At 43.5% G+C, this 25,919-nt stretch carries 22 protein-coding genes and 1 CRISPR repeat array; of the genes, 14 read left to right on the forward strand and 8 right to left on the reverse strand.

The window, feature by feature from the left end:
• Positions 1–162 precede the first annotated feature (162 nt).
• Positions 163–981: a hypothetical protein gene (locus tag DW091_RS16345; RefSeq protein WP_118518695.1), complete on the forward strand. Its 819-nt coding sequence runs from the start codon at positions 163–165 to the stop codon at positions 979–981.
• 112 nt (positions 982–1,093) lie between these two features.
• Here DW091_RS16345 and DW091_RS16350 read toward each other — a convergent pair whose 3' ends face one another.
• The 5 genes from DW091_RS16350 to DW091_RS16370 all read right to left on the reverse strand — a co-directional run bounded on the left by DW091_RS16350 (position 1,094) and on the right by DW091_RS16370 (position 5,893).
• Positions 1,094–1,447, reverse strand: a complete 354-nt coding sequence (locus tag DW091_RS16350; RefSeq protein WP_118518696.1) for a helix-turn-helix transcriptional regulator — start codon at positions 1,445–1,447, stop codon at positions 1,094–1,096.
• A gap of 639 nt (positions 1,448–2,086) precedes the next feature.
• Positions 2,087–2,293 carry a hypothetical protein gene (locus DW091_RS16355; RefSeq protein ID WP_058693077.1) on the reverse strand — a complete coding sequence of 69 codons (207 nt, stop codon included), beginning with the start codon at positions 2,291–2,293 and terminating at the stop codon, positions 2,087–2,089.
• 350 nt (positions 2,294–2,643) lie between these two features.
• On the reverse strand, positions 2,644–3,576 hold the full coding sequence (gene metA / locus DW091_RS16360) for a homoserine O-succinyltransferase (RefSeq protein WP_118518697.1): 933 nt from the start codon (positions 3,574–3,576) through the stop codon (positions 2,644–2,646).
• A 78-nt stretch (positions 3,577–3,654) separates the two neighbouring features.
• Entirely contained in the window at positions 3,655–4,581 is a 927-nt protein-coding gene (gene cysK / locus DW091_RS16365) for a cysteine synthase A (protein ID WP_118518698.1), read from the reverse strand.
• Between the two features lie 22 nt (positions 4,582–4,603).
• Positions 4,604–5,893, reverse strand: a complete 1,290-nt coding sequence (locus DW091_RS16370) for an O-acetylhomoserine aminocarboxypropyltransferase/cysteine synthase family protein (RefSeq protein ID WP_058693080.1) — start codon at positions 5,891–5,893, stop codon at positions 4,604–4,606.
• Positions 5,894–6,118: 225 nt separating this feature from the next.
• Here DW091_RS16370 and DW091_RS16375 point away from each other — a divergent pair, with 225 nt between their 5' ends.
• The 12 genes from DW091_RS16375 to cas2 all read left to right on the forward strand — a co-directional run bounded on the left by DW091_RS16375 (position 6,119) and on the right by cas2 (position 19,822).
• The gene (locus tag DW091_RS16375) at positions 6,119–7,381 is read left to right on the forward strand and encodes an HD domain-containing protein (RefSeq protein ID WP_118518699.1); all 1,263 of its coding nucleotides are present in this window, start codon (positions 6,119–6,121) and stop codon (positions 7,379–7,381) included.
• Between the two features lie 376 nt (positions 7,382–7,757).
• On the forward strand, positions 7,758–8,768 hold the full coding sequence (aroF, locus tag DW091_RS16380) for a 3-deoxy-7-phosphoheptulonate synthase (protein ID WP_058693082.1): 1,011 nt from the start codon (positions 7,758–7,760) through the stop codon (positions 8,766–8,768).
• A 1-nt stretch (position 8,769) separates the two neighbouring features.
• Complete coding sequence (locus DW091_RS16385; protein ID WP_118518700.1) at positions 8,770–9,672, forward strand: prephenate dehydrogenase; 903 nt, start codon at positions 8,770–8,772, stop codon at positions 9,670–9,672.
• A gap of 396 nt (positions 9,673–10,068) precedes the next feature.
• The gene (locus tag DW091_RS16390) at positions 10,069–10,839 is read left to right on the forward strand and encodes a TatD family hydrolase (protein WP_118518701.1); all 771 of its coding nucleotides are present in this window, start codon (positions 10,069–10,071) and stop codon (positions 10,837–10,839) included.
• A gap of 375 nt (positions 10,840–11,214) precedes the next feature.
• Positions 11,215–11,913, forward strand: coding sequence for a CRISPR-associated endoribonuclease Cas6 (cas6, locus tag DW091_RS16395; protein WP_224168829.1), 699 nt, complete (start codon positions 11,215–11,217; stop codon positions 11,911–11,913).
• A 14-nt stretch (positions 11,914–11,927) separates the two neighbouring features.
• Positions 11,928–13,730 carry a hypothetical protein gene (locus tag DW091_RS16400; protein WP_090412149.1) on the forward strand — a complete coding sequence of 601 codons (1,803 nt, stop codon included), beginning with the start codon at positions 11,928–11,930 and terminating at the stop codon, positions 13,728–13,730.
• A complete protein-coding gene (locus DW091_RS16405) occupies positions 13,720–14,706 on the forward strand; it encodes a type I CRISPR-associated protein Cas7 (protein ID WP_118518703.1) in 987 nt (328 codons plus the stop codon). Before DW091_RS16400 ends, DW091_RS16405 begins: the two co-directional genes overlap by 11 nt.
• 1 nt (position 14,707) lies before the next feature.
• The gene (gene cas5b, locus DW091_RS16410) at positions 14,708–15,448 is read left to right on the forward strand and encodes a type I-B CRISPR-associated protein Cas5b (protein ID WP_118518704.1); all 741 of its coding nucleotides are present in this window, start codon (positions 14,708–14,710) and stop codon (positions 15,446–15,448) included.
• On the forward strand, positions 15,435–18,020 hold the full coding sequence (gene cas3, locus DW091_RS16415) for a CRISPR-associated helicase Cas3' (protein ID WP_158577923.1): 2,586 nt from the start codon (positions 15,435–15,437) through the stop codon (positions 18,018–18,020). The genes cas5b and cas3 overlap by 14 nt, the downstream gene beginning before the upstream one ends.
• A gap of 10 nt (positions 18,021–18,030) precedes the next feature.
• Positions 18,031–18,525 carry a CRISPR-associated protein Cas4 gene (locus DW091_RS16420; protein WP_074616279.1) on the forward strand — a complete coding sequence of 165 codons (495 nt, stop codon included), beginning with the start codon at positions 18,031–18,033 and terminating at the stop codon, positions 18,523–18,525.
• Positions 18,526–18,536: 11 nt separating this feature from the next.
• Positions 18,537–19,535 carry a type I-B CRISPR-associated endonuclease Cas1b gene (gene cas1b / locus DW091_RS16425; RefSeq protein WP_118518706.1) on the forward strand — a complete coding sequence of 333 codons (999 nt, stop codon included), beginning with the start codon at positions 18,537–18,539 and terminating at the stop codon, positions 19,533–19,535.
• A complete protein-coding gene (cas2, locus tag DW091_RS16430; protein ID WP_118518707.1) occupies positions 19,532–19,822 on the forward strand; it encodes a CRISPR-associated endonuclease Cas2 in 291 nt (96 codons plus the stop codon). Before cas1b ends, cas2 begins: the two co-directional genes overlap by 4 nt.
• 180 nt (positions 19,823–20,002) lie before the next feature.
• A CRISPR array of direct repeats spans positions 20,003–20,818; the repeat unit is 29 nt; unit sequence GTTGAAGCTTAACATGAGATGTATTTAAA.
• Positions 20,819–21,006: 188 nt separating this feature from the next.
• On the opposite strand, the gene DW091_RS16435 is transcribed toward cas2, so the two are convergent.
• The gene (locus DW091_RS16435; protein ID WP_118518708.1) at positions 21,007–22,659 is read right to left on the reverse strand and encodes a hypothetical protein; all 1,653 of its coding nucleotides are present in this window, start codon (positions 22,657–22,659) and stop codon (positions 21,007–21,009) included.
• A gap of 445 nt (positions 22,660–23,104) precedes the next feature.
• On the opposite strand from DW091_RS16435, the gene DW091_RS16440 reads away from it, so the two are divergent.
• Positions 23,105–23,896, forward strand: a complete 792-nt coding sequence (locus DW091_RS16440) for a tRNA1(Val) (adenine(37)-N6)-methyltransferase (RefSeq protein ID WP_118518709.1) — start codon at positions 23,105–23,107, stop codon at positions 23,894–23,896.
• 17 nt (positions 23,897–23,913) lie between these two features.
• Here the strand turns inward: DW091_RS16440 and DW091_RS16445 are convergent, their stop codons facing one another.
• Both DW091_RS16445 and DW091_RS16450 read right to left on the reverse strand, forming a co-directional pair.
• The gene (locus DW091_RS16445) at positions 23,914–24,885 is read right to left on the reverse strand and encodes an ATP-binding protein (protein ID WP_158577924.1); all 972 of its coding nucleotides are present in this window, start codon (positions 24,883–24,885) and stop codon (positions 23,914–23,916) included.
• The gene (locus DW091_RS16450) at positions 24,878–25,897 is read right to left on the reverse strand and encodes a DnaD domain protein (RefSeq protein ID WP_118518710.1); all 1,020 of its coding nucleotides are present in this window, start codon (positions 25,895–25,897) and stop codon (positions 24,878–24,880) included. Before DW091_RS16450 ends, DW091_RS16445 begins: the two co-directional genes overlap by 8 nt.
• Between the last annotated feature and the right edge of the window lie 22 nt (positions 25,898–25,919).

Below are 25,919 nucleotides of genomic sequence, written 5' to 3' on the forward strand. Positions count from 1 at the left end.
GATTGTATGGTTAATCTGGAAGTGAATAAGCCGCAGAGAAGAAAGATTGTTAAAAACAAAACATAATTTATTTTTAAGAAAAATAATTTTTTATGAAAATTGATTTACTTTTATTTCTTGCTGTGCTATGATTAAACCATTACAAAAGTAAGGGGATTTAATATGTTTACAGAAATTGAAACAGACGTGCTATTGGAAGAAATTGCTCAGGGGGATGAATTGTATGAGAGCGATGCATACAGAGCGATCGATATCTGGTATTCGGTTTTCCTGAAAATTGCAAATGAGAGTAAGGCAATGAAGAGTACCTATTTATATGCGTGCATCAGGGATTATTGGAAAGCGATGGAAATCAGCGGTTGGTTTGATGATCTGGTGTCGACTTTCTTCTGGTCCGGACGCAATCGGGAGAAAGAGCGGGAAGATTTCTGCAAAATTATGATGAATGATTTTGATACGGGCAATATCCGGAACGTTTTTCAGGTTAACCTGGCCGATCTTTTTTATCTGCAGGGCAAAGAAAATGAAGCCAATGCGCTGGTGGAAAACGCGCTTGCAGATTATCCGGTGAATTTTTTTGGCTGGCAGCTCTACGCTGAGCACTATGCGAAAAAAGAAACAAAGAAAGATATGAACAAGGCTTACCGTATCTGCGAAAGAGGGGCGGCGGCATTTTTGAACAGCAGAATGGATGCCAGCATACTCATAGAAAACGGCGCGGATATTTTTATAGAGGGCTTTGCAGCGCTGTGCGAAAGCCTCGGAAAAGATGAGGAAATGGATCATTGGCAAAGAAAAAATAAAGACCTGAAGGAACAGCGCGAAAGGGAAATCCGGAATTACAAAAAGTATGAGGCTTATAACATTTTGTATAAAGAAAAAGAAATAATAGAAACGATTGACGAGCGGGTGCTTTCTGAAATTCTGGATCCATGCGCAGGCTGCAGAAAACGAGGCAAATGTAAATCCAAATCCGCGTGAAAGTGAAAATAAACAAAGACCATGGGCGCTTTATTCTTTTTAAGGCTCATGGTCTTTTTCGCTTGTATTTTTCAGCAGAGCGGGTGTTTTTGAGGATATTAACAACCTGTTTTTATGCTTCCGGTATTTCCTCAACCGGGTCGTGACTCAGCAGAAACAGCGTCAGAATTTCTTCTGCGTATTTACCTTTATCTTTGGGACAGCGCTCGAGCAGTTCCAGTATGGCCGAGTACTTTGTACCCATGTACTCCCTCGGGCCATAGAGAATTGCGTCCGACGACATTTTGAGGGCGTTGCAGAAATAATTCAGGCTTTTGAGTGAAAAGCCCTTTGTTCCAAGCTCTATATCTGCCAGAAAGGTGGGTGTGATGCCAATTTTTCTGGCCAGCTGGTCCCGTGACATATTTAAAAAGGTCCGCTGTTTGCGGATACGAAGGCCAATGGCCTTGTGGTCGAGTTCCTGCATTTTTCTTTCCTCCGTCATTGTGTTTTTTGTCCGCGGGACAGGGGTTCAGCCCCGCTGCCCCGCAGACGGCAAACAAAAAAGCCGTGCAGGGCCAGACGTGACCATACACAGCTTCAAAAAACGAATTAAGGATACAGAAGTCCCCTCGATCTCTTTCTCCGAAAACGCGTTACACAAATAAACCGCCTTATTACATTGGAGCACAAAAAATCACTTGTGATAAAACACAAAATGGCATATAATAAATAAGCGGTACGTGCCCCTGTGGGCCGTTGTGTATGGTGGTGTCTTCACCCTGCGCAAGCCGGTAATGTGGTGGTGCACATTGCCGGATGCCGCACTTTTTATTTGCTTTTACTTTATCATTATATCCCCTCTTCTATAAATTTGCAAGCTTAATTGTGCATAACTCTTTTCAAAGTTATTTTAAATAAATTTTTGTCTTTAAAATTCGAGGCGTTTGGTGTGGATAAACAGGTGGTATAAATGCAGCAGATTTTTTTGATTTTTCAGTGGCGGCTTGCTCGTTTTTGTATTTTATCGTGGAGCATGGGTGGTTCTTTTAAAAGACAGATGATCCAAAGCAAAAAATAGTGAATAAAAAAAGCCAGCGAAAGCGATCTTTGCTGGCTTTTGGGCCTATTTTTTTACTTTTGCGCCGTACTGTACCTCGTCCGCGCGTTCTTGTTCTTCCTCACTTAAAACTTCGTCTTCTTTTTCAAGTACCCTTGCACCGAAGTACACTTCGTCATCACGTTCCTGCTTTTTAGACTTTTCGCCTTCTCTTTTTGCGTTATCTTTAATGTCAGCGCCAAAAAATAATTCATCGTTTCTTTCTTTACTCATATTGGATGTCTCCTTTCGTAAAAAGACAATATACTTTAAATACACTATACAGCAAAAATGACAAAAAATCAACTACTATGGAACAAAAAACCTCTTTTCTTAAAAATATGTATACTAAAATGTTTTTTGTTTTACAAAGTAAGAAAAAACAGTTTGATAAGAAGCAGAGCCAGATGCTTTCTCGTGTCTGCGGCCTTTTCAATAAATAAAAAGCCTGCGGGCCAGTGATTGTTCTGACTTACAGACTTTTAGAAACGCTGTTATTTTAGGTTTTTTTGAAATTCATTCAATGTTCTTTCACACACTGTGAAGCCTGGGGCTTTTGACATTATATTTTTGAAGCAAACCGCTTAGTGATGGTCAAAATCTGGATTGTTATCTAAATCGTAAGGGGTCGCCTGGTAAACGTAATAGTTGAGCCAGTTGAAAAACAGCAGATTGGAATGGCCGCGCCAGCGCACCACGGGTTTTTTCGTAGGGTCGTCGCCCGGGTAATAGTTATTGGGAACATTGATGGGCTTACCCTGGGAGATATCCCGGTCGTATTCTTTTTTCAGGGTATCCCAGTCGTACTCGCTGTGGCCGGTGATAAAGATCTGTCGCCCTTCTTTAGCGGTCACGATATACACGCCCGCTTCATCAGACATGGCCATCATGGAAAGCTCTGGCACCTTTTCGATGTCCTCGCGCCGCACTTCGGAATGACGGGAATGGGGTACATAGAAGATATCATCAAAGCCGCGGAACAGCGGGATGTACTTTTCCTCAAGATGGTGCTCGAAAACACCGAAGAGCTTGTGGTCCAGATTGTGCTTGGGCACGCCGTAGTGGTGGTACAGAGCCGCCTGGGCGCCCCAGCAGATGTGAAGGGTGGAATAGACGTGGGTCAGACTCCAATCCATAATATCCACCAGCTCATCCCAGTAGTCTACTTCCTCAAATGGAAGGGTCTCGATGGGTGCGCCGGTGATGATCAGACCGTCAAAGTATTCGTAGCGCACATCGCTGAAGGTTTTATAGAAGGTATCCAGGTGGGCCTGGTCTGTATTTTTGCAGTCATGGGTATCGGACTGCAAAAGGGTGACGTCCACCTGAATAGGGGTGTTGCCGACGAGCCGCAGCAGCTGGGTTTCGGTAACCACCTTGGTGGGCATGAGGTTCATGATGGCGATTTTCAGCGGACGGATATCCTGTGTGGTCGCCCGGTCCTGGTCCATGACAAAGATGTTTTCATTTTCGAGAATCTGAAATGCAGGCAGGTCGCCTGGAATTTTAATAGGCATAAAGTCACTTCCTTTTTTAGTTGACGTCAATTAAGGCCAGGCTGCCGCGCCTTACAGTCTGGCAGGTTCTGGCTTTGTTCAGTTAAAAAGCGGTGTGGACAGGTAGCGTTCACCGGTATCAGGCATCAGGACAACAATGTTTTTCCCCGCGTTTTCCGGCCGTCTGGCAAGCTGGATAGCCGCCCAGGCCGCAGCGCCGGAAGAGATACCGACCAGAAGGCCCTCGGTTTTGGTTAACATCCGGGCGCAGGTGTAGGCATCCTCATCCTTTACAGGAATGATCTCATCGATGATTTCAAGATCCAGAACAGCGGGAATAAAGTTTGCGCCGATCCCCTGGATGGCATGGAAGCCGGCCGGCTCTCCCTTTAATACCTGGGAGCCCCAGGGTTCTATGGCAATGATCTGCACGTCTGGGTTTTTTTCTTTTAACCCCTTTCCCACGCCGCCAAGGGTGCCGCCTGTGCCAACGCCAGCCACAAAGATATCTACCTGTCCGTCCAGATCATCCAGAATTTCCACAGCGGTGGTTTTTTCATGGGCGATGGGGTTGGCAGGATTTTCAAACTGCTCCAGGATAATGGAATTTGAAATTTTCTGGTTGAGCTCTCTGGCTTTGTCGATGGAGCCCTGCATGGCCATGTCGCCGTCGGTCAGGACGATTTCTGCGCCAAAGGCCTTGAGCAGGCTTCTGCGCTCAATGCTCATGGTTTCCGGCATGGTCAGAATAAGGTGGTAGCCTCGGAGGGTTGCCACCAGAGCCAGGCCGATGCCTGTATTGCCGCTGGTGGGTTCAATGATGGTGCCGCCAGGTGCGAGAAGCCCCTTTTCCTCCGCGTCGAGGATCATGGACAAAGCGATGCGGTCTTTGACACTGCCGCCGGGATTAAAAAATTCCAGCTTGCCGAAAAGATTGGCCTCCAGATCTTCCTTTTCCATCAGGTGGTTCAGCTTCAGAAGCGGCGTGCCGCCGATGAGCTCGGTTAATTCTTCATAGACTTTCATATTATGACACTCTCCCTGTTTTTTATTTTTGTGAAAGCTTTAGCGCGTCGTCAAGGGCGCCGATCAGGTCGTCAGCGTTTTCCAGACCGATGGATACGCGGATCATATCCTCTGTAATGCCAGCGGCCAGCAGTGCATCGCCGGAAAGCTGCTGATGGGTGGTGGTGGCCGGATGGATCACCAGGGATTTGGCGTCGGCTACGTTGGCAAGATGGGTGAAAATCTGGATATTATCAATGAACCTGCGGGCAGCCTCAATGCCGCCTTTAATGCCAAAGGTGAAGATGGAGCCTGTGCCGCGGGGGAAATATTTTTGCGCCAGGGCGTGGTATTTGTTGTCTGCCTGATCGGGATAATTCACCCAGGTGACCGCTGAGTGGCCGGATAAAAAGCCGATGACCCGGCGGGTGTTTTCTACATGGCGGTCCAGCCGCAGCGAAAGGGTCTCAAGGCCCTGAAGCAGCAAAAAGGAGTTGAACGGGCTGATGCAGGCGCCGGTATCTCTGAGCATCTGGACGCGGGCTTTGGTGATAAAGGCCGCGCTGCCGGCATCCCGGGTATAGACAATGCCGTGATAGCTTTCATCAGGCTCGGTGAATTCCGGAAATTTGCCGCTGCCTGCCCAGTCAAAGGTACCGCCGTCCACGATCACGCCGCCGATGGTGGTGCCATGGCCGCCGATAAACTTAGTGGCAGAGTAAACCACAATGTCTGCCCCGAAGTCCAGCGCCTTAAAAAGGTAAGGGGTGGCAAAGGTATTGTCGATGATCAGCGGGATTTTATGGTCATGGGCGATTTTTGCGACAGCTTCGACATCGACGATGTTGATGCTGGGGTTGCCAAGGGATTCGATGTAAATGGCCCTTGTGTTCTCATTGACCGCAGCCTCAAAGTTCGCCGGATCGTCCGGGTCCACAAAGGTCGTTTTAATGCCAAACTTTGGCAGTGTCGCGTCAAACAGATTAAAGGTGCCGCCGTAAAGGGTAGAGGCAGCGACGATTTCGTCACCGGCCTGGGCGATGGTCATGATGGTCAGGGTGATAGCCGCAGAGCCAGAGGCTACCGCCAGAGCTCCGACTCCGCCTTCAAGGGCGGCCATACGCTTTTCCAGTACGTCGGAGGTCGGGTTCATGATGCGGGTGTAGATATTGCCGTTTTCTTTTAATCCAAAGAGGTTTTCTGCGTGTTCGGTGCTGTCAAAGGCATAGGAAGTGGTCTGGTAAATGGGCACCGCCACAGAATGGGTTACAGGGTCCGGGGTTTGTCCGGCGTGAAGCTGGAGGGTTTCAAATTTCAAGTTTTTATCCATGATTTATCTCCTTAATGCATGAAAACATATTAATTTAATAAGAATTATATGTAATATACCATTATTCCATATTCTTGTCAATGCAAATAATGCTTTACGGGCTTTTAAAAGTACTGTATAATAAAATTTAAGGAAGCATTTGGACCTGAGGAATCCATTTGTGGAAGAAAGCCCGACGGAAAGCCCGGAGGGCTTTTTTTAGAATTTACGGAAAGAAGGTGACAGGAAATGATCAATACACAAGGGCGTCTGGCCAGAGTGGCAACGGTTCCGGGCTCAGAAAAATGGAAGGCCGCCACCGCCAGACAACATGCGCTGTATCAGAAGGAGGGGGATATCCGCACCCCCTTTGGGAGAGACTTCACACGCATCCTCCACAGTACAGCCTACAGGCGTCTCAAACATAAAACCCAGGTGTTTTTTTCGCCGGGGAATGACCACATCAGTACCCGTATCGAGCATGTAAACTACGTGGAATCGGTAGCGTCCACCATCTGTGAGTACATGGGGCTTAACGTAGAGCTGGCAAGGGCCATCGCCATCGGCCATGATCTTGGTCATCCGCCCTTTGGCCATCACGGTGAAAAAGTGCTCAATGACATTGTGAGGGATGAAAAGCTATGGAGCGGCCAGAATGGTCAGTATTACTGGCATGAAAAAAACGGGCTGCACTTTGTGGATAATATTGAGCTTCTGGAAGGGCCGGACCGGAAAAAATATAATCTTGATTTGACCTACGGGGTGCGGGATGGTATTATCGCCCATTGCGGCGAAGTCAGCGAGGCCGCCCTGTACCCAAGAGAAGAAGCCATTGACCTGTCAACCTTTAAGCGCGTCAACCAGTTTTCACCCTTTACATGGGAGGGCTGTGTGGTCAAGCTGGCTGACAAAATATCTTACCTGGGACGCGATATCGAGGACGCGCAAACCCTGGATATTCTGAGCGGCGGCCAGCTGGAGATACTTGATGGTATCGTGGCAGAGTATTTTGAAAAGCAGGGACAGTCCAGAGGAAATGTCAACAACACCACGGTTATCCACCTTTTGATTCTGGACCTTGGAAAAAACAGCTCAGTGGAAAACGGCCTGCGCTTTTCCGATGAGGGCTTCGAGGTTTTAAAAAACATTCAGGATTTTAATGTGGAAAACATCTATCATCATGAACGGCTAAACGGTTATAAAGACTATGGTGAATTGATTATACACCGGGTATACGATGCCCTGAAGGAGCTCTATAATAGAGGTGAGATGGCAGAAAAACTTCCCTATTTTAAGAAGCAGTTTCCCCTGTTAACCACCAACTTTTTGGACTGGATCAGCGACTACTGGAACCAGACTGACCGGCGGACAGAGGGCTGTCTTCTGAAAAACCGGATTATCTATCGTATTCCTGAAGAGCCTATGGACTTCTATCGGGCCATTATTGACTATATCTCTGGTATGACGGACCAGTTCATCGAAAAAATTTACCAGGAACTCATCCGGTTTTGATACAGGAGGCTCTCCCTCCTGTAATATATTTTTACAAAAACGCGTTGACAACTCACGGAAACAGGTCTATAATGAAAAACAACTTAAAAATTCAGGTAAAGGAAAAACGTCATGAAGGATTTAAGAATGAGCTTAAATGCATACTTTTACTTTAGCCAGGGCTATTATTATGGTGCTGGTTATTTTGCGTGCATAAAATTAAGTTCACCTGAGAGTCGTTTTGCGGTGTCGTAGAGACATTGTAAATTTTCCAATACTGAAGAAAAATCAGTTTATTAAGGGAGACTCGGTGAGTCTCCCTTTTCTTTTGTCCTAAAACGCCTGTAAGTGCACGTACAGGCTGTGAATTCAAATAAAATATTAAGGAGAAACACAAATGATTGTTGTCGTAAAACCAGGAACCCCGGAAGAAGAAGTACAGAAGCTGGCCGCTGCCATCGAGAACCAGGGATTGAAGATCCATTACTCTCAGGGGGTGGATCACACAATTTTAGGATTAATCGGCGAAACGCAGACCATTGACGTTCATAAATTGCGTTCAAACCATATCGTTGAAAAGGTCATGCGGGTACAGGAGCCCTACAAAAAGGCCAACCGTGCTTTCCATCCAGATGATTCAATCATTGACGTTCAGGGGAATCGTATCGGTGAAGGCCATGTTTCCGTTATCGCGGGCCCCTGCTCGGTGGAAAGTGAGGAACAGATCGTTGAAATTGCCAGAGATGTCAAGGCTTCTGGAGCAAAATTTTTGAGGGGCGGTGCTTTCAAGCCCAGAACCTCCCCTTACTCATTCCAGGGAATGGGCGCAGATGGGCTGGAGCTGCTGCTTTTAGCCAAAAAAGAAACGGGCTTGCCCATTGTTACCGAGTTGATGGACATGTCTCAGCTGCCGCTTTTCGATGAAGTGGACGTTATTCAGGTTGGCGCGCGCAATATGCAGAATTTTACGATGCTCAAGGAGCTTGGCAAAATCGACAAACCCATTCTGCTGAAACGCGGTCTGTCTGCCACCATGCGGGAATTCCTGATGTCGGCTGAATACATCATGGCAGGCGGCAACGAGCAGGTTATTCTCTGTGAACGCGGTATCCGTACCTTTGAAAACGCGACCCGCAACACCCTTGACCTGAGCTGCATTCCACTGCTCAAGAAAAAGAGCCATTTACCAGTGATCATTGATCCGAGCCACGCGACAGGCATTAACTGGATGGTAGAATCCATGTCTAAGGCAGCCATTGCGGCCGGTGCTGACGGCGTAATGATTGAAGTGCACAATAAGCCTGAAGAAGCATTGTGTGATGGTGACCAGGCCATTACGCCGGATGAATTCGATAAAATTATGGCGACACTTAAAAAATACGCAGAATTTGAGGGAAAGGTTCTTTAGGATGGAAACATTAAAAGGAAAAACCGTCAGCTTTATCGGCCTTGGGCTCATGGGCGGCGCGCTGGCCATGGGTATCCGGAAGCAGGGGCCAGATAAGATCTGCGCCTTTGACATCAATGAAGAAGTCCTGGAGGACGCTCTGAGGAAAGAGGTTATTGACTGGGGCGTCAGTGAGCCGGAAGGAATCCGCCAGATTCTGGGAGTGTCTGATCTGGTGGTGATTTGTCTTTATCCACAGCTTGCGCTGGATTTTATTTTGGAATATATGGAGGACTTCAAAGAGAACGCTGTTATCACAGATATTACCGGTGTTAAGAAGCTGCTGGTCGATCATCTCAGAGGCGTGCTGCGGGAGGATCTGGATTTGATTCTGGGCCACCCCATGGCCGGCAGCGAAAAAGAAGGCTTCGGCAATGCGGATGATTCTATCTTTAAGAATCGGAATTATATTTTAGTTCCTCAGCCGGAAAACAAACCGGAAAATCTGGCTTTTATCAAAGAGATTATCCATAATCTGGGCTTTGTGAATATTGTGGAAACCACCGCAGAGGTCCACGACCAGAAGATCGCCTTTACCTCGCAGCTCTGCCACGTTATCGCCAGTGCCCTTGTGGACAGCGAGGATGACCTCCATATCACAGATTATGAGGGCGGCAGCTTCGGAGACCTCACACGCATTGCCATGATCAATGCGGGCATGTGGACAGAACTGTTTATCTGCAATAAAGAAGCGCTGGTCGACCAGATTGAAAAATTTGAAAAAAGCATGGACACCATGAAAAAAATGATTCAGGCAGAGGACAGCCAGGGTCTCACGGAGATTTTGAGTAATGTTCGAAAAAAAAGAATTACGATGGAAGTGGACCGGCAGAACAAAACATCGGCGAAAACACAAAAAGCTTAAAACTTTCTGAAGGGATATTCAGACAAAGTGAGAGCGAAAACGAGCGTCATTATCGTGAAAACTGTTACAGAAAAGGTGCAACGCATTTCACTATTGACTTATTTTCAAAAGGTTGTATACTATAGACAAATAAACAAATACCAATTGAAACTCCCCTGTTTCAAGCGGTACAGATTTGTTTATTGAGCTGTGAATAGTGAGGTTCACAGCGGAATAAAATCATATATTACCCCCCCTCTCCCCTATAGAGAAACCCTCGAGACAACGTCCCCCCTTATGCGTTGCGAGGGTTTTTCTCTTTTTTGAATTTCTTCTGGAATTTTGGCAATAAATCTTTTTAAGGCCTTTCATAATTATGTTTGTTCGATTATAATAAACCAGAAGGATGTGATAAAAATGTTAGCAGACAGCCATGCGCATTTAGATGACGAGCGTTTTGAGAATGAAGTAGATACGATTATTGAAAATGCCCAGGAGGCCGGCGTCGGGTTTATTTTAAATCCTGGTACCGAAGAAAACACCAGCACCCGGGCCGTAGAGTTGAGCCAGACCTACGACATTGTTTATGCCGGCGTTGGGTTTCATCCCTCCGATTGCGCGTCTTTTGATAAAAATAAGCACCCGAAGATGATTAAAGACTGGTGTGAACAGGAAAAAGTACTGGCCATCGGCGAGATTGGCCTGGATTATTACTACGATGACGGCGCGCCGAGAGATTTACAGAAAAATGTTTTTGAAGAACAGATCGCCCTGGCAAACGAATTGAAAAAGCCCATCATCGTTCACGACCGTGATGCCCACGGCGACTGTCTGGATATGGTAAAATCCTGTCTTGATCCCAATGTCGGCGGGGTATTTCACAGCTATAGCGGAAGTGTCGAGATGGCCAAAGTTCTCCTTGATTTTGGGCTCTATCTCTCCATCGGCGGTCCTCTGACCTTTAAAAACTCCAGAAAAGCTCCCGATGTGGTTCGGTATATGCCTCTGGACCGGTTACTCATTGAAACCGACAGCCCTTACCTCACCCCTGTTCCCTACCGGGGAAAACGCAACGAGCCCGCCTATGTCCGTTTTGTGGCCGAAAAGGTCGCAGAGATTAAGAAGATACCAGTGGAAGAGGTACAGGAAATAACGTTTGAGAATTGTCGGAGGTTGTTTGGGGTTTAATATTGTGAGGAGTATAAGGAACCGCTAGTCGGTTCTTTTTTATTTACTTTCAATTGTAAACGTGATACAATCGAAGTGAAATCTAACTTTTCTGAAATGTTTTTGAAGTTTAACATGGGATGTTTATTTATACCACAATAACAAAAGCCTGGAAAGGAAAAGATGAAAATAAAAATTATTTTTAGAATAAAGTTATTTAATATATTTGAAGTTTATGTGTCTAAAGAAAAAATTAGATAAAATTTTGCTGATTTTTTGAAATGTAAATTTACCAGCATACAGAAGATTTCAACAGATGATTCAGAAAAGTGTTGTGTGCTGGTATTTTTAAAGAATTATAAAACTTTCTGAATTTTTAATTATTAAAATGGGGTGATGGATATGCAGGTTTACGAAGGACGGTTAAAAGTATTTTTACTGAAGGATATTCCAATTAGTGCAGTACAGGAAAAGATTAGCGCTTTGATTGACAAAGCGCTGGTTCAGAATGAAAAAATGGCGGCATTTCATCAAAAGACCGATTATAAAAATTACAGCTTCTCTGGATTTTATCCAGTGGAGCCGCAAAGAGTCTACAGGCAGGATAAAATTTACACTATACAGATACGGACCATTGATGAAAACTTGATGAACTATTTTCAGGAGTATCTCACCAACGCTTATACCGAAGAGATGAAGTCCCTGACCATGACCGTAAGAAAGATCAAAAAAATTCCCATCGGCCGAGTCTACACTTTAACGCCAGTCATCCAGAAATTCGATGGCGGTTACTGGAAAGAGATTGTCACACTTGATGAATTTGAACGGAGGCTTAAGGAAAACCTGATAAAAAAATATAACAACTTCATGGGTGAAAAATGTGACGAAGACTTTGATCTTTACACGCATCTGCAATTTGACAATAAAGGCCCGATCTCCTGTCCTTATAAAGGAATAACCTTATTGGGAGACAAGATTACTTTGCAGCTTGCGCAGAATCCCATGGCTCAGGAGCTTGCCTACATGGCACTGGGCTGCGGGCTTGGAGAAAATAATGCCAGGGGAAACGGCTTCTGTGGTTATAGATACCTTTAGAAAGGGGTGATTGAATGCTTAAGGAATGTCTTGATGTCTTTAAAAAAATTTATGAAGAAAAAGGGGAAAGCCTGATTTTAGATACCTATGTTCCTGAGGAAGGCTCTTATGTGTTGGTTGGAGAAGATGGAAATGTCATAAAGACAAGAGAACTTAAACGGATGAATGAACCCCCTGAAGATTTCGACGATTTTTTGGAAAAAGATTATTGCTCTAAAATATTTGGAACAAATAAAGGGATAGATGTTCCAAAGAAGAAAGTACACAGTAATAACTATTACTCTTTTTGGATCAAAAAGGAAAATTTAAAAAATGATAAAAAGGGGTTAACAAATGAGATTATTGATCTATACTTTGATCGGTTGAAAGAACCAAAAAAGAAATATAAGAAGAAAGGATTAGAGATCTATCATTCAGTTGAAACACGTATCGGAGAACCAGAGATAGAAATTGTTGAAAAGCACAGGGAGTGGATTAAAAAACACATATTCAATATTGTTAACGACCTTGGATTGACCGATGATAAAACGTATTTAAAAATTTTTTTTAGTGCTGATAATAATGTTTATCAACGTGAAGGAAATCGATACTATTGGACCAATGTTTATAATAAAAATGATTATAATATCAATTTGAATGGAGAGGTTTTTGGCGTGCATGATAATAATAATGGCCTCAATCAAGATAAACCTTATTTAGAATGCAGGACTAGGAAAAACTCGTTGCCATATTTAATATCTGAAGATGAAGTGCTTCTTCAAAAAAAATTTTTTGACTATTTATATAACCAGGCTTTGTTGGGGAAGAAACGTATTTATTTAAGCCAAGAAAAAGGAATTGAATCATTCAAACAAAATGAAGGTTATCCTCAAAGTAGTTTTAATGGCTATTATATGCTTATTGACATTAAAAATACAAAAGCAAAAGGTAATTTTGTTGAAATTCGAGATTTTGATAAAATAACAGGATACCATTCTGAAATAGCTCCTTTAGAGTTAAAACAAAAAATTAAATATAACGGGAAAAATCCATTATCTTTGATATATGAGAATGTGACAAAGTTAAAAGTAATTGAAGGGATTGTAAACGAAATTTTCTTCTTCAAAAGACTGGTACCTAACTATTATAAAAAAGAAAAAAACATTAAGGCACCAAGTGATCTTATAAAGACAGCCATTATTGAATGCCGTAAAGGCTTTATTGATTGGTTTTATAAAGGAGATGAAACGGTTATTTCTAACGTTTTTCCGTTTTATGGTAGAGCCTTAACTATCGATAGTATTTGTCGGGGATATAGGTTGCGAGCGATTGAACAGTACAATCTTAATCAAGCGCTTTTAGCGCATTTTAAAGGGAGTAATAATGTGGAGAATAAAGCTAAAAATATTTATGATTGCCTTTTAAAGAAATTTTATTTAGATAGAGAATATAAAAAAGAAGAGATTCCAGATGATTTGTATATGCCAGTATGTGATGATGAAGATGAATACTATTTTATCATCGGACAATTGGCGAGTTATTATATTTCTAAAGCAAGAACTTCTGATGTAGCAATAGGGCAAATTAATAATATACTAAATTGCAGAAACAATCAAAAATTAAAAGAGGAAATGCTGATTCTTTATAAGAAATATAATTTTGCATTTAATGACCATACAAAAAAATTTAGGAGATTGTGTGCGATGGTTGCGGGTGAATCGCTAAAAGGTAAACCAAATACGGATATGATTTTGGCGGGCTATTTATATCCCTGTATTATGTATAGAAAATTAGAGATATATGAAGAAATTAAGGAGGGAAAAGAAAATGAGAAATAGAATTTTTGGTGTTTTGGGGGTTAAATCAATAATGGCAAATTGGAATGCAGATTTTAATGGAAGGCCAAAAAGTATCTCAACAGGTGAGATATTTGGAAGTGATAAAGCTTTTAAGTATCCAATAAAAAAAATGTGGCAGGAGCAAGGAGAGAAAATATTATATATAAAATCTTATAAACAAGAAAAAGAGAAAATTATACCAAAAACATTGAAAGAGCGTTATGAAGAAATCTTTGGCGTTAAGGATTTAGCAAAAGAAAAAAGTGATATTGAGATTTTAAAAAAGCTATTTCAAGCAATTGATGTAAAGAATTTCGGAGCAACCTTTGCAGAGAAAAAGAGTAACTTTGCCATTACGGGAGCGGTTCAGATTGGTCAAGGCTTTAATAAATACGAAGGTTGTGAAACAGAAGTTCAACAGATACTATCGCCCTTTAGAAATCCGAATAATAATCCAAATAAGACGAAAAAAGATCTTCTTAATGAAAATGAGGAAGATGAAAAAGCAGATAAAGAGGAAGAAGATAAGCAGTCCACCCTCGGCACAAAAATTGTCAGCAACGAAGCCCATTATTTTTACGGATTTACCATTAATCCGACAGCCTACAAAGATTTTGTGGAAATGGGTGTAACTGAAGGCTATACCGAAGCCGATTATGAAAAATTCAAGGAAGCCGCTTTAATGGCCGCCACGGCTTTTAACACCAATGCAAAGGTTGGCTGTGAAAATGAGTTTGGCCTGTTTGTGGAAACGGAAGCGGATCTGTACTTGCCGGATTTAGCGCAGTTTATCCGATTTGAAAAAACAGAGGATAATGAAAAAGGCGTCATATCTTTAGGGTTAGACGAGCTGTTAAACGCCTTTGTCGACCGGATTTTATCCATAGAAATCTATTATAATCCCCTGACGACAATCCTGGAAGGCAGCTTGGATAAGGCGAAGGCCTACCATATTTTCACAAAGGAAGCGCTCTAAAATGAAAGCCCTGAGATTTCTGTTAAGGGGGAAGACCGCTTTTTTCAAACAACCGGATGTCAATACTTACTGCTATTATACCTACGGCTGTATCCATAAGATCGCCCTGCTGGGAATATTTGGTGCGGTGATGGGCTTCCGGGGGTATAACGGGCAGACTAAAGCAGAAACCTACCCGGAGTTTTATGAAAAGCTGAAGAATCTGAAGGTATCGATCTGTCCGCTGAATGAAAAAGGCTATATTCCCAAAAAGGTACAGACCTTTAACAATTCGGTGGGCTATGCCTCCAAGGAGGAAGGCGGGAACCTCATCGTCAAGGAGCAATGGCTGGAAAATCCGAAGTGGGAGATCGCTTTTCTCGTAGACGATCCACAGTCTGAGAACCTCGCGGAGCGGATTTTAGAATCCCAGTTTGAGTTTTTACCCTACCTTGGAAAAAACGACCATACTGCGGTCATCGAAAATGTGGAGGAAGTGGAACTGGAGGCAGAGACAAAAAGGGAGAATTTGAGAGTATACGGACTTTTTCCGGCAAATCAGGGCAGCCTGTCAGAGAATTCTGTCCGCCGCCCTCTTGGCCGGGAAGTACCATACAAATACCAGGAACGACTTCCGGTGGCTCTGGAACCAGCGTGTAACCAATACGTGACACAGGCGATGATTGACACGAATCAGCGGGTTTCTCTGACTGATGCAGCCTGCGTTTTCCGTCTGGAGGAGAGACATTATGTCTTTTTCTAAAAAAGTAAATTCCTATTTTGAAAAGACGCCAGTTTTTGATTTTGCAGGGCTTATCGAAACCGATAAGCCCTTTTATGCACACATCAAGGATGAAAAAAGACCGGAACACTTACAGGAGCATCTGGATTTAACTCTGGATTATTTCGGTCTTCTGTGCCGGGAAAAACACCTGGAAAGCGTGTTCAGATGTCTGGAAAAAAACTTTTTTCCAGACTGCGCCAGAGAAACGGTGCCTTTGTGGCGCGAAATGATTTTGAATACCCTTTATCTGCATGACATTGGAAAGATTAATCCCAATTTTCAGCATGATAAGATGCAAAATAAGGCTTTTAGTCGCACTGAATCCAATAACCAGAACCACTCTGCTTTTTCAGCCCGCGTTTATTTTGATTATTATTATCAAAAAATTGATGCGGTAGAGGACGACCGGCAGTATGATTTGTTTTTCGTTTTTCTGCTGCTCAACACCTTTGTCATCCAAAAGCATCACGGCAGTCTGACGGAATTCAGCGTTTTTCTGGAGCGGTTTGAGAATGATTTGAGCGAGACGAGAGAGGAACTGGAGGCTTACAGGAATCTGACGACTTTTGACACTACCGCTGGACTCGGTTTGTTTTTTGAGGAAAGGCTGAATATTATACATAAAAATAACCCGTGGAAATGTGTGGATTTTTACATCTATACCCGATTCCTCTACGCTATTCTGGTTGCCTGCGATTTCTACGCAACCTCAGAATACATGAACGGCGCCCCGGTTGATGATTTTGGCGTACTGGATGACGTCACGCCCTATCTAGATGCGTTCAATGCCGATCCCGTCACACAAAATATCCGAAAAATTAAAAAAGATCAAGCGCCTGATGGCGATATTAATATTTTAAGAAGCCGGTTGTTTTTAGAAGCAGAAGAAAATCTGCTTCATAGCCAAAAGGATAATGTGTACTATTTAGAGGCGCCCACGGGCTCTGGGAAGACGAAAACCTCCATCAATCTGGCTTTGCAGCTCATAAAAAAGGATCAACAGCTCAACCGGATTCTCTACGTTTTTCCCTTCAACACCTTGGTCGAGCAAACCCGGGATTCCCTGGAAGAATGCTTTGGGAAAGCCCTCGGCGAAAAAATGGGGGTCATTAACAGCATTACACCCATCAAGAAATACGGGGAAACGACCGATGAAGGCGAATGGGATTATACAAGGCAGGATAAAATTGATTATGAAAAGTCTCTGCTGGCCCGGCAGTTTATGCACTATCCCATTGTGCTGACCACCCATGTGAAATTTTTTGAGGGTATTTTCGGAACAGGCCGCGAGGCGGTATTTCCGCTGGCGCATTTGGCGAATTCCGTCATCATTCTCGATGAAATACAGAGCTATAAAAACCGGATCTGGAAGGAAATCATTATCTTTCTGAAAGCCTATGCGCGTATTCTAAATTTTAAAGTGATCATTATGTCCGCAACCCTGCCAGATTTAAACCGGCTCAGTGTTGGAGATGAAAAGGTGACTTATCTCGTGAAAAACCGGGAATTTTATTTTCAGAATCCCCTGTTTAAAGACAGAGTAGAGCTGGATTTCTCCATGCTGGAGCTGGAACCGGAAGAAACCTTTGATGCGCTTTTAAAAAAGGTCCTCGAGGTTTCAAACGCCCTCAGGAAAAATCCAGACGCTGAAAACAAAATTGTGGTTGAGTTTATCAAAAAAGCTTCGGCTGTTGATTTCTATAACCGTTTGAAGGACGTTGTGGAAAATGATCGGGTATCCATTGAACTGATGACTGGGGATGACCACAAAGCGGAACGCAAACGGATTATCAGCCAGGTGAGAACAGCAGAAAATATCATACTGGTGGCCACCCAAGTCATAGAAGCCGGCGTCGATATCGACATGGACATTGGCTTTAAAGACACCTCTATTCTGGACGCCGAGGAACAGTTTCTCGGGAGAATTAACCGTTCCTGCCGGAAAAAAGGCGCTGTCGTGTATTTTTTCAACCTGGATTCACCCGATATGATTTATCAGAAGGATATCCGTAAAGCCGATAATTTGAGGCTGACCGGCGCCAACAAGGCCATGCAGGAAATTCTGATCAATAAAGAATTTTCGAGGTTTTATGATCTTGTCTTAGAAGGCCTTGAGGCACAGAGCCGAAAAGAAAATGATTTGAATTTGGAGGCCTTCCGGGATAGACATTTGTGGACCTTTGATTTTCCCAAGGTGCAGGAAAGAATGCGCCTCATTGACGATAACCAGAGAAAGGTATCCTTATTTTTGAATACAAGAGTGACCGGAGAAGATGGCAAAGTCCTTGTCGGAAGCGAGGTGTGGAAAGCCTATAAGGCGTTATTGCAGGATATGGGAATGTCTTATGCTGAAAAACGTGTTCGTTTATCAGAAGTGCAGTCAAAGATGGACTACTTTGTCTATGAGATTGATAAGCGCTTTGCCGACACCTGCGTGTTGTGCCCAGACGACCTTTTGGGTGAGCTGTACTATTTTGAGGACGGTGCGCGGTTCTTTGAAAACGGCAAATTCAGCCGCGAAAAATTAAAGCGTGAAAACGACTTTTTATGAGGAAACGAAAATGAAGGTAAACGGAACCCTGGTCAATTATTATTTTCATTGCAGGCGGCAATGCTGGCTGCATGGAAACCGGATCAATCTGGAAAGCAACAGTGAAAATGTAAAAATTGGAAAAGCCCTTCATGAGATAAGAGCAGAGGAAAGTGAATCGACAGAAATCGGCATCGAAAATATCCGCTTAGATAAGATCACCAAAGATTATCTGGTCGAGGTTAAAAAATCCGATGCCGATTATGAAGCTGTCAAATGGCAGGTGCTGTTTTATTTAAAAGCCTTGAAGAATAAGGGAATCGAACGCCGAGGGAAAATTGAATTTATAGAGAAGAAAAAAGCTGAGCGGAAAATCTACTATGAAGATCTGACACAGGAACGCGAAAAAGAATTGGATGAAGTAGTTCGGGCAATTGAAACACTTCTGGAAAACCCTTATCCGCCTGGGCGGGAGGCAGATAAAAAATGCCGCCAGTGCGCATATTTTGACTACTGTGTTTTATAGGAGAAGATAAAATGGGAACAACGAAGTATTTAACCTCAATGGGTGAGCTGAGCCGTAAAGATAATTCGCTGTGTTTTCGGGTGGGAAGCCATAACAAGTATATTCCGGTTGAGCAGGTCAGTGAGATTTATTGTATGTCCGAAATATCCCTGAACACAAAATTATTAGACTTTCTGGCGAAAAATGAGATTATTGTACATTTTTTTAACTATTATGGCGGTTACAGCGGCACATTTTATCCCAAAGAGCATCTGGTCAGCGGACGCCTGCTCATCGCGCAGGTAAAGGCATTTGAAAATCGGCGTCTGAATATTGCAAAAGCCATCGTGGGCGGTATTGGAAAAAATCTTGACGCGCTGCTGTATCATTATTACAAGCACGATAAAAAGGATGTCAAGCCAACCATTGACTGGATCAGACACAATCTGTCCGATAGACTAGGAAAAGCCGAGGATATCAAGCAGGTTTTACAGGCTGAGGGTGAAGCGTGGCAGCGGTTTTACAGCAGCTTTCAGTATTTTCTGCCCGAAGATTTTATCATGAATAAACGGGTCAAGCGGCCGCCGGATAATCCGATCAATGCGTTGATCTCCTTTGGAAACAGCCTGCTGTACAGCAAAACGGTATCAGTCATATACCAGACTCATCTTGATCAGCGAATCAGCTTTCTTCATGAGCCTTCAGAGGGGCGGTTTTCCCTGAGCCTGGATTTATGTGAAGTTTTTAAACCGGCCATTGTCTTTAAAACGATTTTTGATGTGGTCAACAATCGAAAGCTGCAGGTAGATAAGCACTTTGAAAAAAATCTGAATTATTGTATTTTAAATGAGAAAGGCCGAAAAATTTTCATTGCAGCCTTTGAAGCCCGTCTGGATAGTGTGTTTGAGCATCCAAAACTCAAGCGAAAAACAAGCTATCGAACTGCGTTGAAGCTGGACTGCTATAAGCTGATCAAGGATATACTTGAGGAAAAACCGTTTATTCCGTTTAATATGGGAGAAAGGCAATGAATACAAATAAAAATTTTAATTATAACTATGCCTTTGTATTTTATGATGTCAATGAAAAGCGTGTGGCAAAAGTTTTTAAAATTTGCAAAAAATATCTTGTGTATTATCAGAAGTCCGTATTTAGAGGCGATATAACCCCATCAAAATTAATTACTCTGAAAAACGAACTGAAAAAAACTATTGTCGAAGATGAAGACTTTATCTGTATTGTAAAACTACTGAATGGAAATGTCTTTGGAGAAGAAGTTATGGGTATCTCCGAATCCTCTGAAGACCTTTTCCTGTAACTCAGTTTTACCAGGCGCAGAAAAAAACAAAATGCCAGAATCCTTTTAAATAAACAGTTTGTGCGCTATCTGAAAGAAAAACTGACAAAAGTTTGTGCAGCTGGTAAATTTATTGATAAATGGCTTAAAATCAAAGGTCTTAGAGAATACGAATAGAGGAAGAATGGCTTGTTTATTATGGTTGAAGTTTAACATGAGATGTATTTAAATTAAACGCCGGGAGACGTTTCGGGTTTTCCTTCCATTGTTGAAGTTTAACATGAGATGTATTTAAATATGGTATGCATTAGATAACGTAACAGTTGCGGATATAGTTGAAGTTTAACATGAGATGTATTTAAATTAGGTCATTTGTTGGTCTTGCATAAGAATATTTGGTTGAAGTTTAACATGAGATGTATTTAAATTCGCCTTAACGATCTGTTCTACATTCGCCTCCTAATTAGTTGAAGTTTAACATGAGATGTATTTAAATCGGCAGATATCACAGACTTTCCCATCCCCCACCGGTTGAAGTTTAACATGAGATGTATTTAAAGGCAGATAATTTTAACTTATCGCTGTGGTAAACACTGTTGAAGCTTAACATGAGATGTATTTAAAGCCGTAAAGCCAGGCTAAAGCCTGCTGGATGCTGAGTTGAAGCTTAACATGAGATGTATTTAAAGGCTGCGTTCCGAGGTGATTGGTGTCCCAGGCAATGTTGAAGCTTAACATGAGATGTATTTAAAGAGGGGAAACTGAGAAACAGGATACTGGTGTCAAGGAAGTTGAAGCTTAACATGAGATGTATTTAAAGAAGTTTTAGCATCCAGCTATCTGACATGGGCAGACGGTTGAAGCTTAACATGAGATGTATTTAAAGTTTTGAAACTTTTTCCTAGTGTGGCGTCGGCCATGGTGTTGAAGCTTAACATGAGATGTATTTAAATTGGTACATAGCCCGTTTGGGTGGTCGAGCGGTAGTGTTGAAGTTTAACATGAGATGTATTAAATCACAAGGACATCAGAGATAAAAGAGATTGTTAAGAATAAAGACGTATATTTAAATCGGGGTTTACTAGAAATGAAAATATCGAGGCAATATATTCACCGTTCTCAGATAGCATTGAAGAATAATAAAAGCTATATTTATCAACATAAAAACTAAAACCGCCAGCTTACGCTGACGGTATAACAAGCTTTTATTTTTCCTCATCATTTTCTAACAGAGCATCCTCCTGCTCAGCGTAGAGGCTGTCCAGCTCTTCATTAAGCAGTTGGTTTGCAAGAATAACCTCCTTAATTTTCTGGACCAGGCCAGAGGCGGTTAGCAGGCAGGCTGGGATAATGATGAACCAGAGCATGTGGAACATACTGACTTCGCCGCCGGTAAAAAAGGTGTATATCAGCCCGCCAAAGCACCCGAGCATAATGACCACTGTCACGATGAGGGTGGCGTTAAAGGACATATCCATGGTCAGAGCCACGAAAATGCAGAGAACAAAAAGAATCAAGTAGTCCATAGCAATAAAATGTCCCGAGGACAGGGCGGTAAAAACACCCATGCCCAGCATGGCAATGACAAATAAAATCAAACGCAGGGATACTGCGGAATATTTAAAGGCGCCGAGGGATACGGCATCAACATTTTCGTAGGTGACATCATCCAGGTTATTATCGGAATATTCTTCATCCGGGGCCTCATCCAGTGGAAGCTCATCAAATAACTCTTCTTTGACGGACTCTGCAGTATCTTCAAAAAAATCGGCAAAGGGATGGTCTGGCTCATCTTCGGGAATCGCGTCCTCAACGTTTTCCTGAAAAATTTCTTCATCTTCAGCTGAAAGGATTTCTCCATTGAAATCTTCATCTTTCAGGAAGTCATCAGGCTCGTCTTTTTCATAAAGAATTTCCTCATCAGAGTGAGCATCTAAAAGGGGATCTTCGTCGTCAAAAGCTTCGTCTTCTTCAAAGTCATCTTCTTCAAAAAGGGCGGCGTATTCGTCATTGTCTGCTTCAAAGGCGTCGGAAGCATCGCGGTCATATTCATCGAAGGCTTCTTCATCTTCGTCGAAAGCTTCAAAATCAGTTTCTTCATCCTCGGGTGTTTCCAGAGGATTATCGTCAAGAACTTCTTTGTCGACGGCGGCTCTTGCCGCCATATACCGGCTGTAGGGGATATCCTCCATTAAGTCTTCGGCTTCCTGCAACAGCTCGTCAATTTCGGCCAGGTCAGGCTCGTCAACGCCAAGAGGAAGCTCCATTGGCTCTTTATCGTGCTGGGCAATTCTTTCCTCTGGGAGATCGTCCATAGTATCTTGGCTTGCGGCAGAAACAGATCGTTCAGGAACTTCTGTTTCCGATGGAATATCTGCAGACATCTGGGCGTCCAGCCCGGATATCTCTGGTTCCGCCATTTTTGGATGGGGCGATTCGATAGGGTCAGTATGCGTAAGAATAACCGGTTCTTCGGACGTTTTGAGCATTTCCTCGGGATCTTCAGCGCGTTTTGCTTCAGAAGGCTTAACCGGTTCTGTTTTTTTTATTTCGGCCAGAGCTTCCTCTACGCCGAGAATTTCTTCGGTGTGGAAACCAATAATGCCGCTTTCATGAGTTTTTTGTCGGCTCTTTAAAACAGCCTGCTCGAAAAGATCTTCAACAGGATCCTCCGGATGATGCCTGGAGGGCTCTGCGATTTTCTGTTTGATGGATTCCACAGGAATTTCCGCGGAATCGGTGAGATGGGATATTTTATGATCGATCCGGTCCTCAAAGGCGGAGAAAAGGGAAAAAAGGTCTTTCTTTTTTTCCAGAAGCTCTTCGACTTCGCGGCTCTCTGGATTGCGTTTATCCATAGTCTATACCATGCTTTCGTTTATAGTTAAATTTATTATAACAAAAAGCTGAGCCAGAATAAAGTAAATTTACGAAAAAGTGACGTCGTTCGTATTTAAACTGTGAATAACTTATGGTATAGTAGTAGAAAATTGTACACAAAAACACTTGTTTTGCTCGGAAAAGAAAAGCCCTAAAATAAAGGTACTGGGGATTCGTCCACAGAACACACACAAAAAACTGTGGAAATGTGGATAACTTTATAAAAGAGTAATAAACAGGGCAGACAAAAAACAAAAAGTGTTCAACCGCTTAAGATTACAGTCTTTTTGTTAAAATTAGGACAATCTTATACAGAGTTATCCACAATAAGTGCACAAAATCGGGCAAATTGTGGACAACTTTTGTGGAAAACGGGTGTTTTTCAAAATATTGTGGTATAGAAAGAGTAATGGAGCATAAATTGTGGATAACTTTATAAAAGAGAACGAGCGTTTAGAAGACTTGGGCATTAAGGGGCTGAGGATCATTCAAAACCCAGATTATTTCTGTTTTGGCATTGACGCGGTACTGCTGGCCTGGTTTGCCTCGGGCGCAGTTCGCAGAAAGAGCCGGGTGATTGATCTGGGAACTGGAACTGGGATCATTCCGCTGCTTTTATACGGAAGAACAGGTGTCCAGAAAATCCAGGCCCTTGAAATTCAGGAGAATATGGTGGAGATGGCCGGACGCAGCGTGGCCTGTAATGGACTGGAAGAAAAAATTGAGATTATCCATGGTGATATCAAGAACCCTGGCGAGCAGGTGAGGCCCACCAGCTATGACGTGGTGGTCAGCAACCCGCCTTATATGAAAGTGGGGCACGGGCTTAAAAATCCTATGGAGACCAAGGCCATTGCACGCCACGAAATTCTGTGTGGTATTGAGGATGTGGTGATTTTTGCCAAACGGATGCTGAAGGACCGCGGCAAGCTGTTCTTAATCCACCGTGCGGACCGTCTGGCGGATATTATGAGTGTGATGCGGGAGCACAGGGTAGAGCCCAAGCGCCTGCAGTTTATCCATCCCTATTCGGATAAGCCGGCCAATCTGGTTTTGGTGGAGGGGATGAAAGCTGGAAAACCTTATTTAATCACGGAAGCGCCCATCGTGGTCTATGAAAAGGATGGGCGGTATACACAGACGATCAATGCGATCTATGGAACCCCGGAGCCCTATGACCGGATCATCGAAAATAAAACAGCACCGGAGCAGTAAAGCGCCGGTGCTGTTTTTTAGCCCATACGTTTTTTAATCAGCCGGATATCGTCGCCGGCAAAAACAATGTTCAGAAAATTGCCGCGGATTCTGGAGGTCAGACGCTCATCATAGTTCTCAAGAATCTGGGGCATGGTCAGGTTGGTGGATAAAATGATTTTTTTATGCTCCTGCAGACGGGTGTTAATGACCTCGAAAAGCTGCTTTTTGCTGAAATCCGAGTAAGACTCTGCCCCGAAATCGTCGATAATCAACAAATCGGCGGTAAAAAGTGGGGAATATATTTCATTAATGGGTATATTATCATTGAAAATTTTACTCTGAATATCCTGGACCAGATGAGCGGCGGTGATATAGACAACATTGTAGCCCTTGCCAATCAGGGCGTTGGCGACACAGTTTGACATAAAGGTTTTGCCCACGCCGGGCTTTCCGGTAAACAGATAGTTGTCGTTTTGAGACTCGAAGTGCAGGCAGTAATGCTGCATTTTTTCCTTGAGACGGCACATTTTTTCCCTGGGCGAGCCGTTTTGGGTTTCGACGGCTTCATCTGCGTAATAATCGGGGTTAAAGGTATCGAAATTTTCCGCCTGGGCATGGACGTTTAAATCATAGTTATTAAAGGCAGCCCGGATGAGCTCTTGCTTTAAGCAGGAACAAACTTGTCCGTTTATGTAGCCGGTATCCTTGCAGATCGGGCAGTCGTAGCGCAGCGTCAGGTAGTCCAGTGGATAGCCGTTTTCAAGCAGCAGGGCTTCCTTTTGCTTTTTTAAGGCTTCGACGTTTTGACGGAATTCGGAGATAGCGTCAGGATTTTTGCGGGATACCTCGCGGGTCATTCGGATTCCCTGAAGATTGATGGCATGGTCGAGTTCGGCGAGCTTTGGAATGGCGGCATAAAGCGCGTCCTGTTTTCTCTTAAGCTCGAGCTTGTTGCGAAACTGTTTTTGCTCAAAGGCGTCATAGACTTTTTTTGTTCGTTCATTCATTATCGTCACTCCATAACCAGGCTTCGTCCAGCTGGTCAAGCTCCTCGTAGACCTTTTTACGGTCATCGCTGATCACGACGTCGCCCTTTGACTGATGGTAGCCTTTTTTAGGCTCTGCATTAATTTCTTCCAGGCTGGTATAACCCTTCTGGGACCAGCGTTTTAAAATCGCGTCGATGTAGCGGATATCCTGTTTGCTGGAACGCTGCATGGCGGCGGTGATGATGTCCATATCAAAGCGGTACTCGTCTGCCCAGCGGATGACCATTTCCTTTTCCCAGGCGATGGGCGCCCGATGAAGGCCAAGGTATTTAAAGACATCATAGACCAGCTTTTGATCCCCCGCGCTTTTAAGGATATAGGCGTCGGCCTCTGTGGCTTCCCGGATACCGGCTTTGTGCCAGCCTTCGGCCACGGATTTCAGGTAGTTGATAATCTGTTTTGCCGTAAAGGGCTTTTCCTTTTTACCGATGAGGTTCATGGAATATTCGACCAGAAGGATCACAGCCTCCGGTGTAAAATGGTATTCAGTAATCCAGTTTTTAAACATCTGAGTTTCTTTCTGGGTGATGGTCCGGCTGCCGTACATCTGCTGAATTTTGGAATACATGTGGGCAACACGGGCCTCCATGCTGTCAGGGTCCTGCCTCTGGGGCGTTTCCGTTTTTTTAGTCTCGGACTCTGTCTTGGTATGGTGCGACATCAGTTTGGCAGAAATGTTGTAATAAGTGACGATGACATCTTTTATGCCGACGTATTCCAGGGAGAGGATGCCCTCCTTTTCCCAATATTCCCAGGCCTTGATGACGTCCCCCTCGGTCAGGTCAAAAAGTTTGCTGAGTGCCAGATTGTCGATGGGCTCAAGGGACTGATTAAAGCAGTGCTTCAGCCCAAAAAGATACACCTTCACATAATCGCCCCGGGCGCGGGGCATATAGTGATTAATAAATATATTTTCGACTGGCGTCATGGCCATATTGTCATTGTCGATGATAAACTTGAACTGATTCATTTGGAAAACACATCCTTGATTA

Origin of the sequence: Eubacterium sp. AM05-23, assembly GCF_003477535.1 — a bacterium.
GTDB classification, from domain to species: Bacteria; Bacillota; Clostridia; order Eubacteriales; family Eubacteriaceae; genus Eubacterium; species Eubacterium maltosivorans.

Coding starts and splice junctions, on each gene's coding strand:
- DW091_RS16450 (WP_118518710.1), bottom strand. CDS start 25,897: ATGAATCAGTTCAAGTTTATCATCGACAATGACAATATGGCCATGACG.
- DW091_RS16400 (WP_090412149.1), top strand. CDS start 11,928: ATGCTTAAGGAATGTCTTGATGTCTTTAAAAAAATTTATGAAGAAAAA.
- DW091_RS16405 (WP_118518703.1), top strand. CDS start 13,720: ATGAGAAATAGAATTTTTGGTGTTTTGGGGGTTAAATCAATAATGGCA.
- DW091_RS16355 (WP_058693077.1), bottom strand. CDS start 2,293: ATGAGTAAAGAAAGAAACGATGAATTATTTTTTGGCGCTGACATTAAA.
- DW091_RS16435 (WP_118518708.1), bottom strand. CDS start 22,659: ATGGATAAACGCAATCCAGAGAGCCGCGAAGTCGAAGAGCTTCTGGAA.
- DW091_RS16420 (WP_074616279.1), top strand. CDS start 18,031: ATGAAGGTAAACGGAACCCTGGTCAATTATTATTTTCATTGCAGGCGG.
- DW091_RS16345 (WP_118518695.1), top strand. CDS start 163: ATGTTTACAGAAATTGAAACAGACGTGCTATTGGAAGAAATTGCTCAG.
- cas1b (WP_118518706.1), top strand. CDS start 18,537: ATGGGAACAACGAAGTATTTAACCTCAATGGGTGAGCTGAGCCGTAAA.
- cas3 (WP_158577923.1), top strand. CDS start 15,435: ATGTCTTTTTCTAAAAAAGTAAATTCCTATTTTGAAAAGACGCCAGTT.
- metA (WP_118518697.1), bottom strand. CDS start 3,576: ATGCCTATTAAAATTCCAGGCGACCTGCCTGCATTTCAGATTCTCGAA.
- DW091_RS16350 (WP_118518696.1), bottom strand. CDS start 1,447: ATGCAGGAACTCGACCACAAGGCCATTGGCCTTCGTATCCGCAAACAG.
- cas2 (WP_118518707.1), top strand. CDS start 19,532: ATGAATACAAATAAAAATTTTAATTATAACTATGCCTTTGTATTTTAT.
- DW091_RS16445 (WP_158577924.1), bottom strand. CDS start 24,885: ATGAATGAACGAACAAAAAAAGTCTATGACGCCTTTGAGCAAAAACAG.
- DW091_RS16375 (WP_118518699.1), top strand. CDS start 6,119: ATGATCAATACACAAGGGCGTCTGGCCAGAGTGGCAACGGTTCCGGGC.
- cas5b (WP_118518704.1), top strand. CDS start 14,708: ATGAAAGCCCTGAGATTTCTGTTAAGGGGGAAGACCGCTTTTTTCAAA.
- cas6 (WP_224168829.1), top strand. CDS start 11,215: ATGGATATGCAGGTTTACGAAGGACGGTTAAAAGTATTTTTACTGAAG.
- DW091_RS16385 (WP_118518700.1), top strand. CDS start 8,770: ATGGAAACATTAAAAGGAAAAACCGTCAGCTTTATCGGCCTTGGGCTC.
- DW091_RS16390 (WP_118518701.1), top strand. CDS start 10,069: ATGTTAGCAGACAGCCATGCGCATTTAGATGACGAGCGTTTTGAGAAT.
- aroF (WP_058693082.1), top strand. CDS start 7,758: ATGATTGTTGTCGTAAAACCAGGAACCCCGGAAGAAGAAGTACAGAAG.
- cysK (WP_118518698.1), bottom strand. CDS start 4,581: ATGAAAGTCTATGAAGAATTAACCGAGCTCATCGGCGGCACGCCGCTT.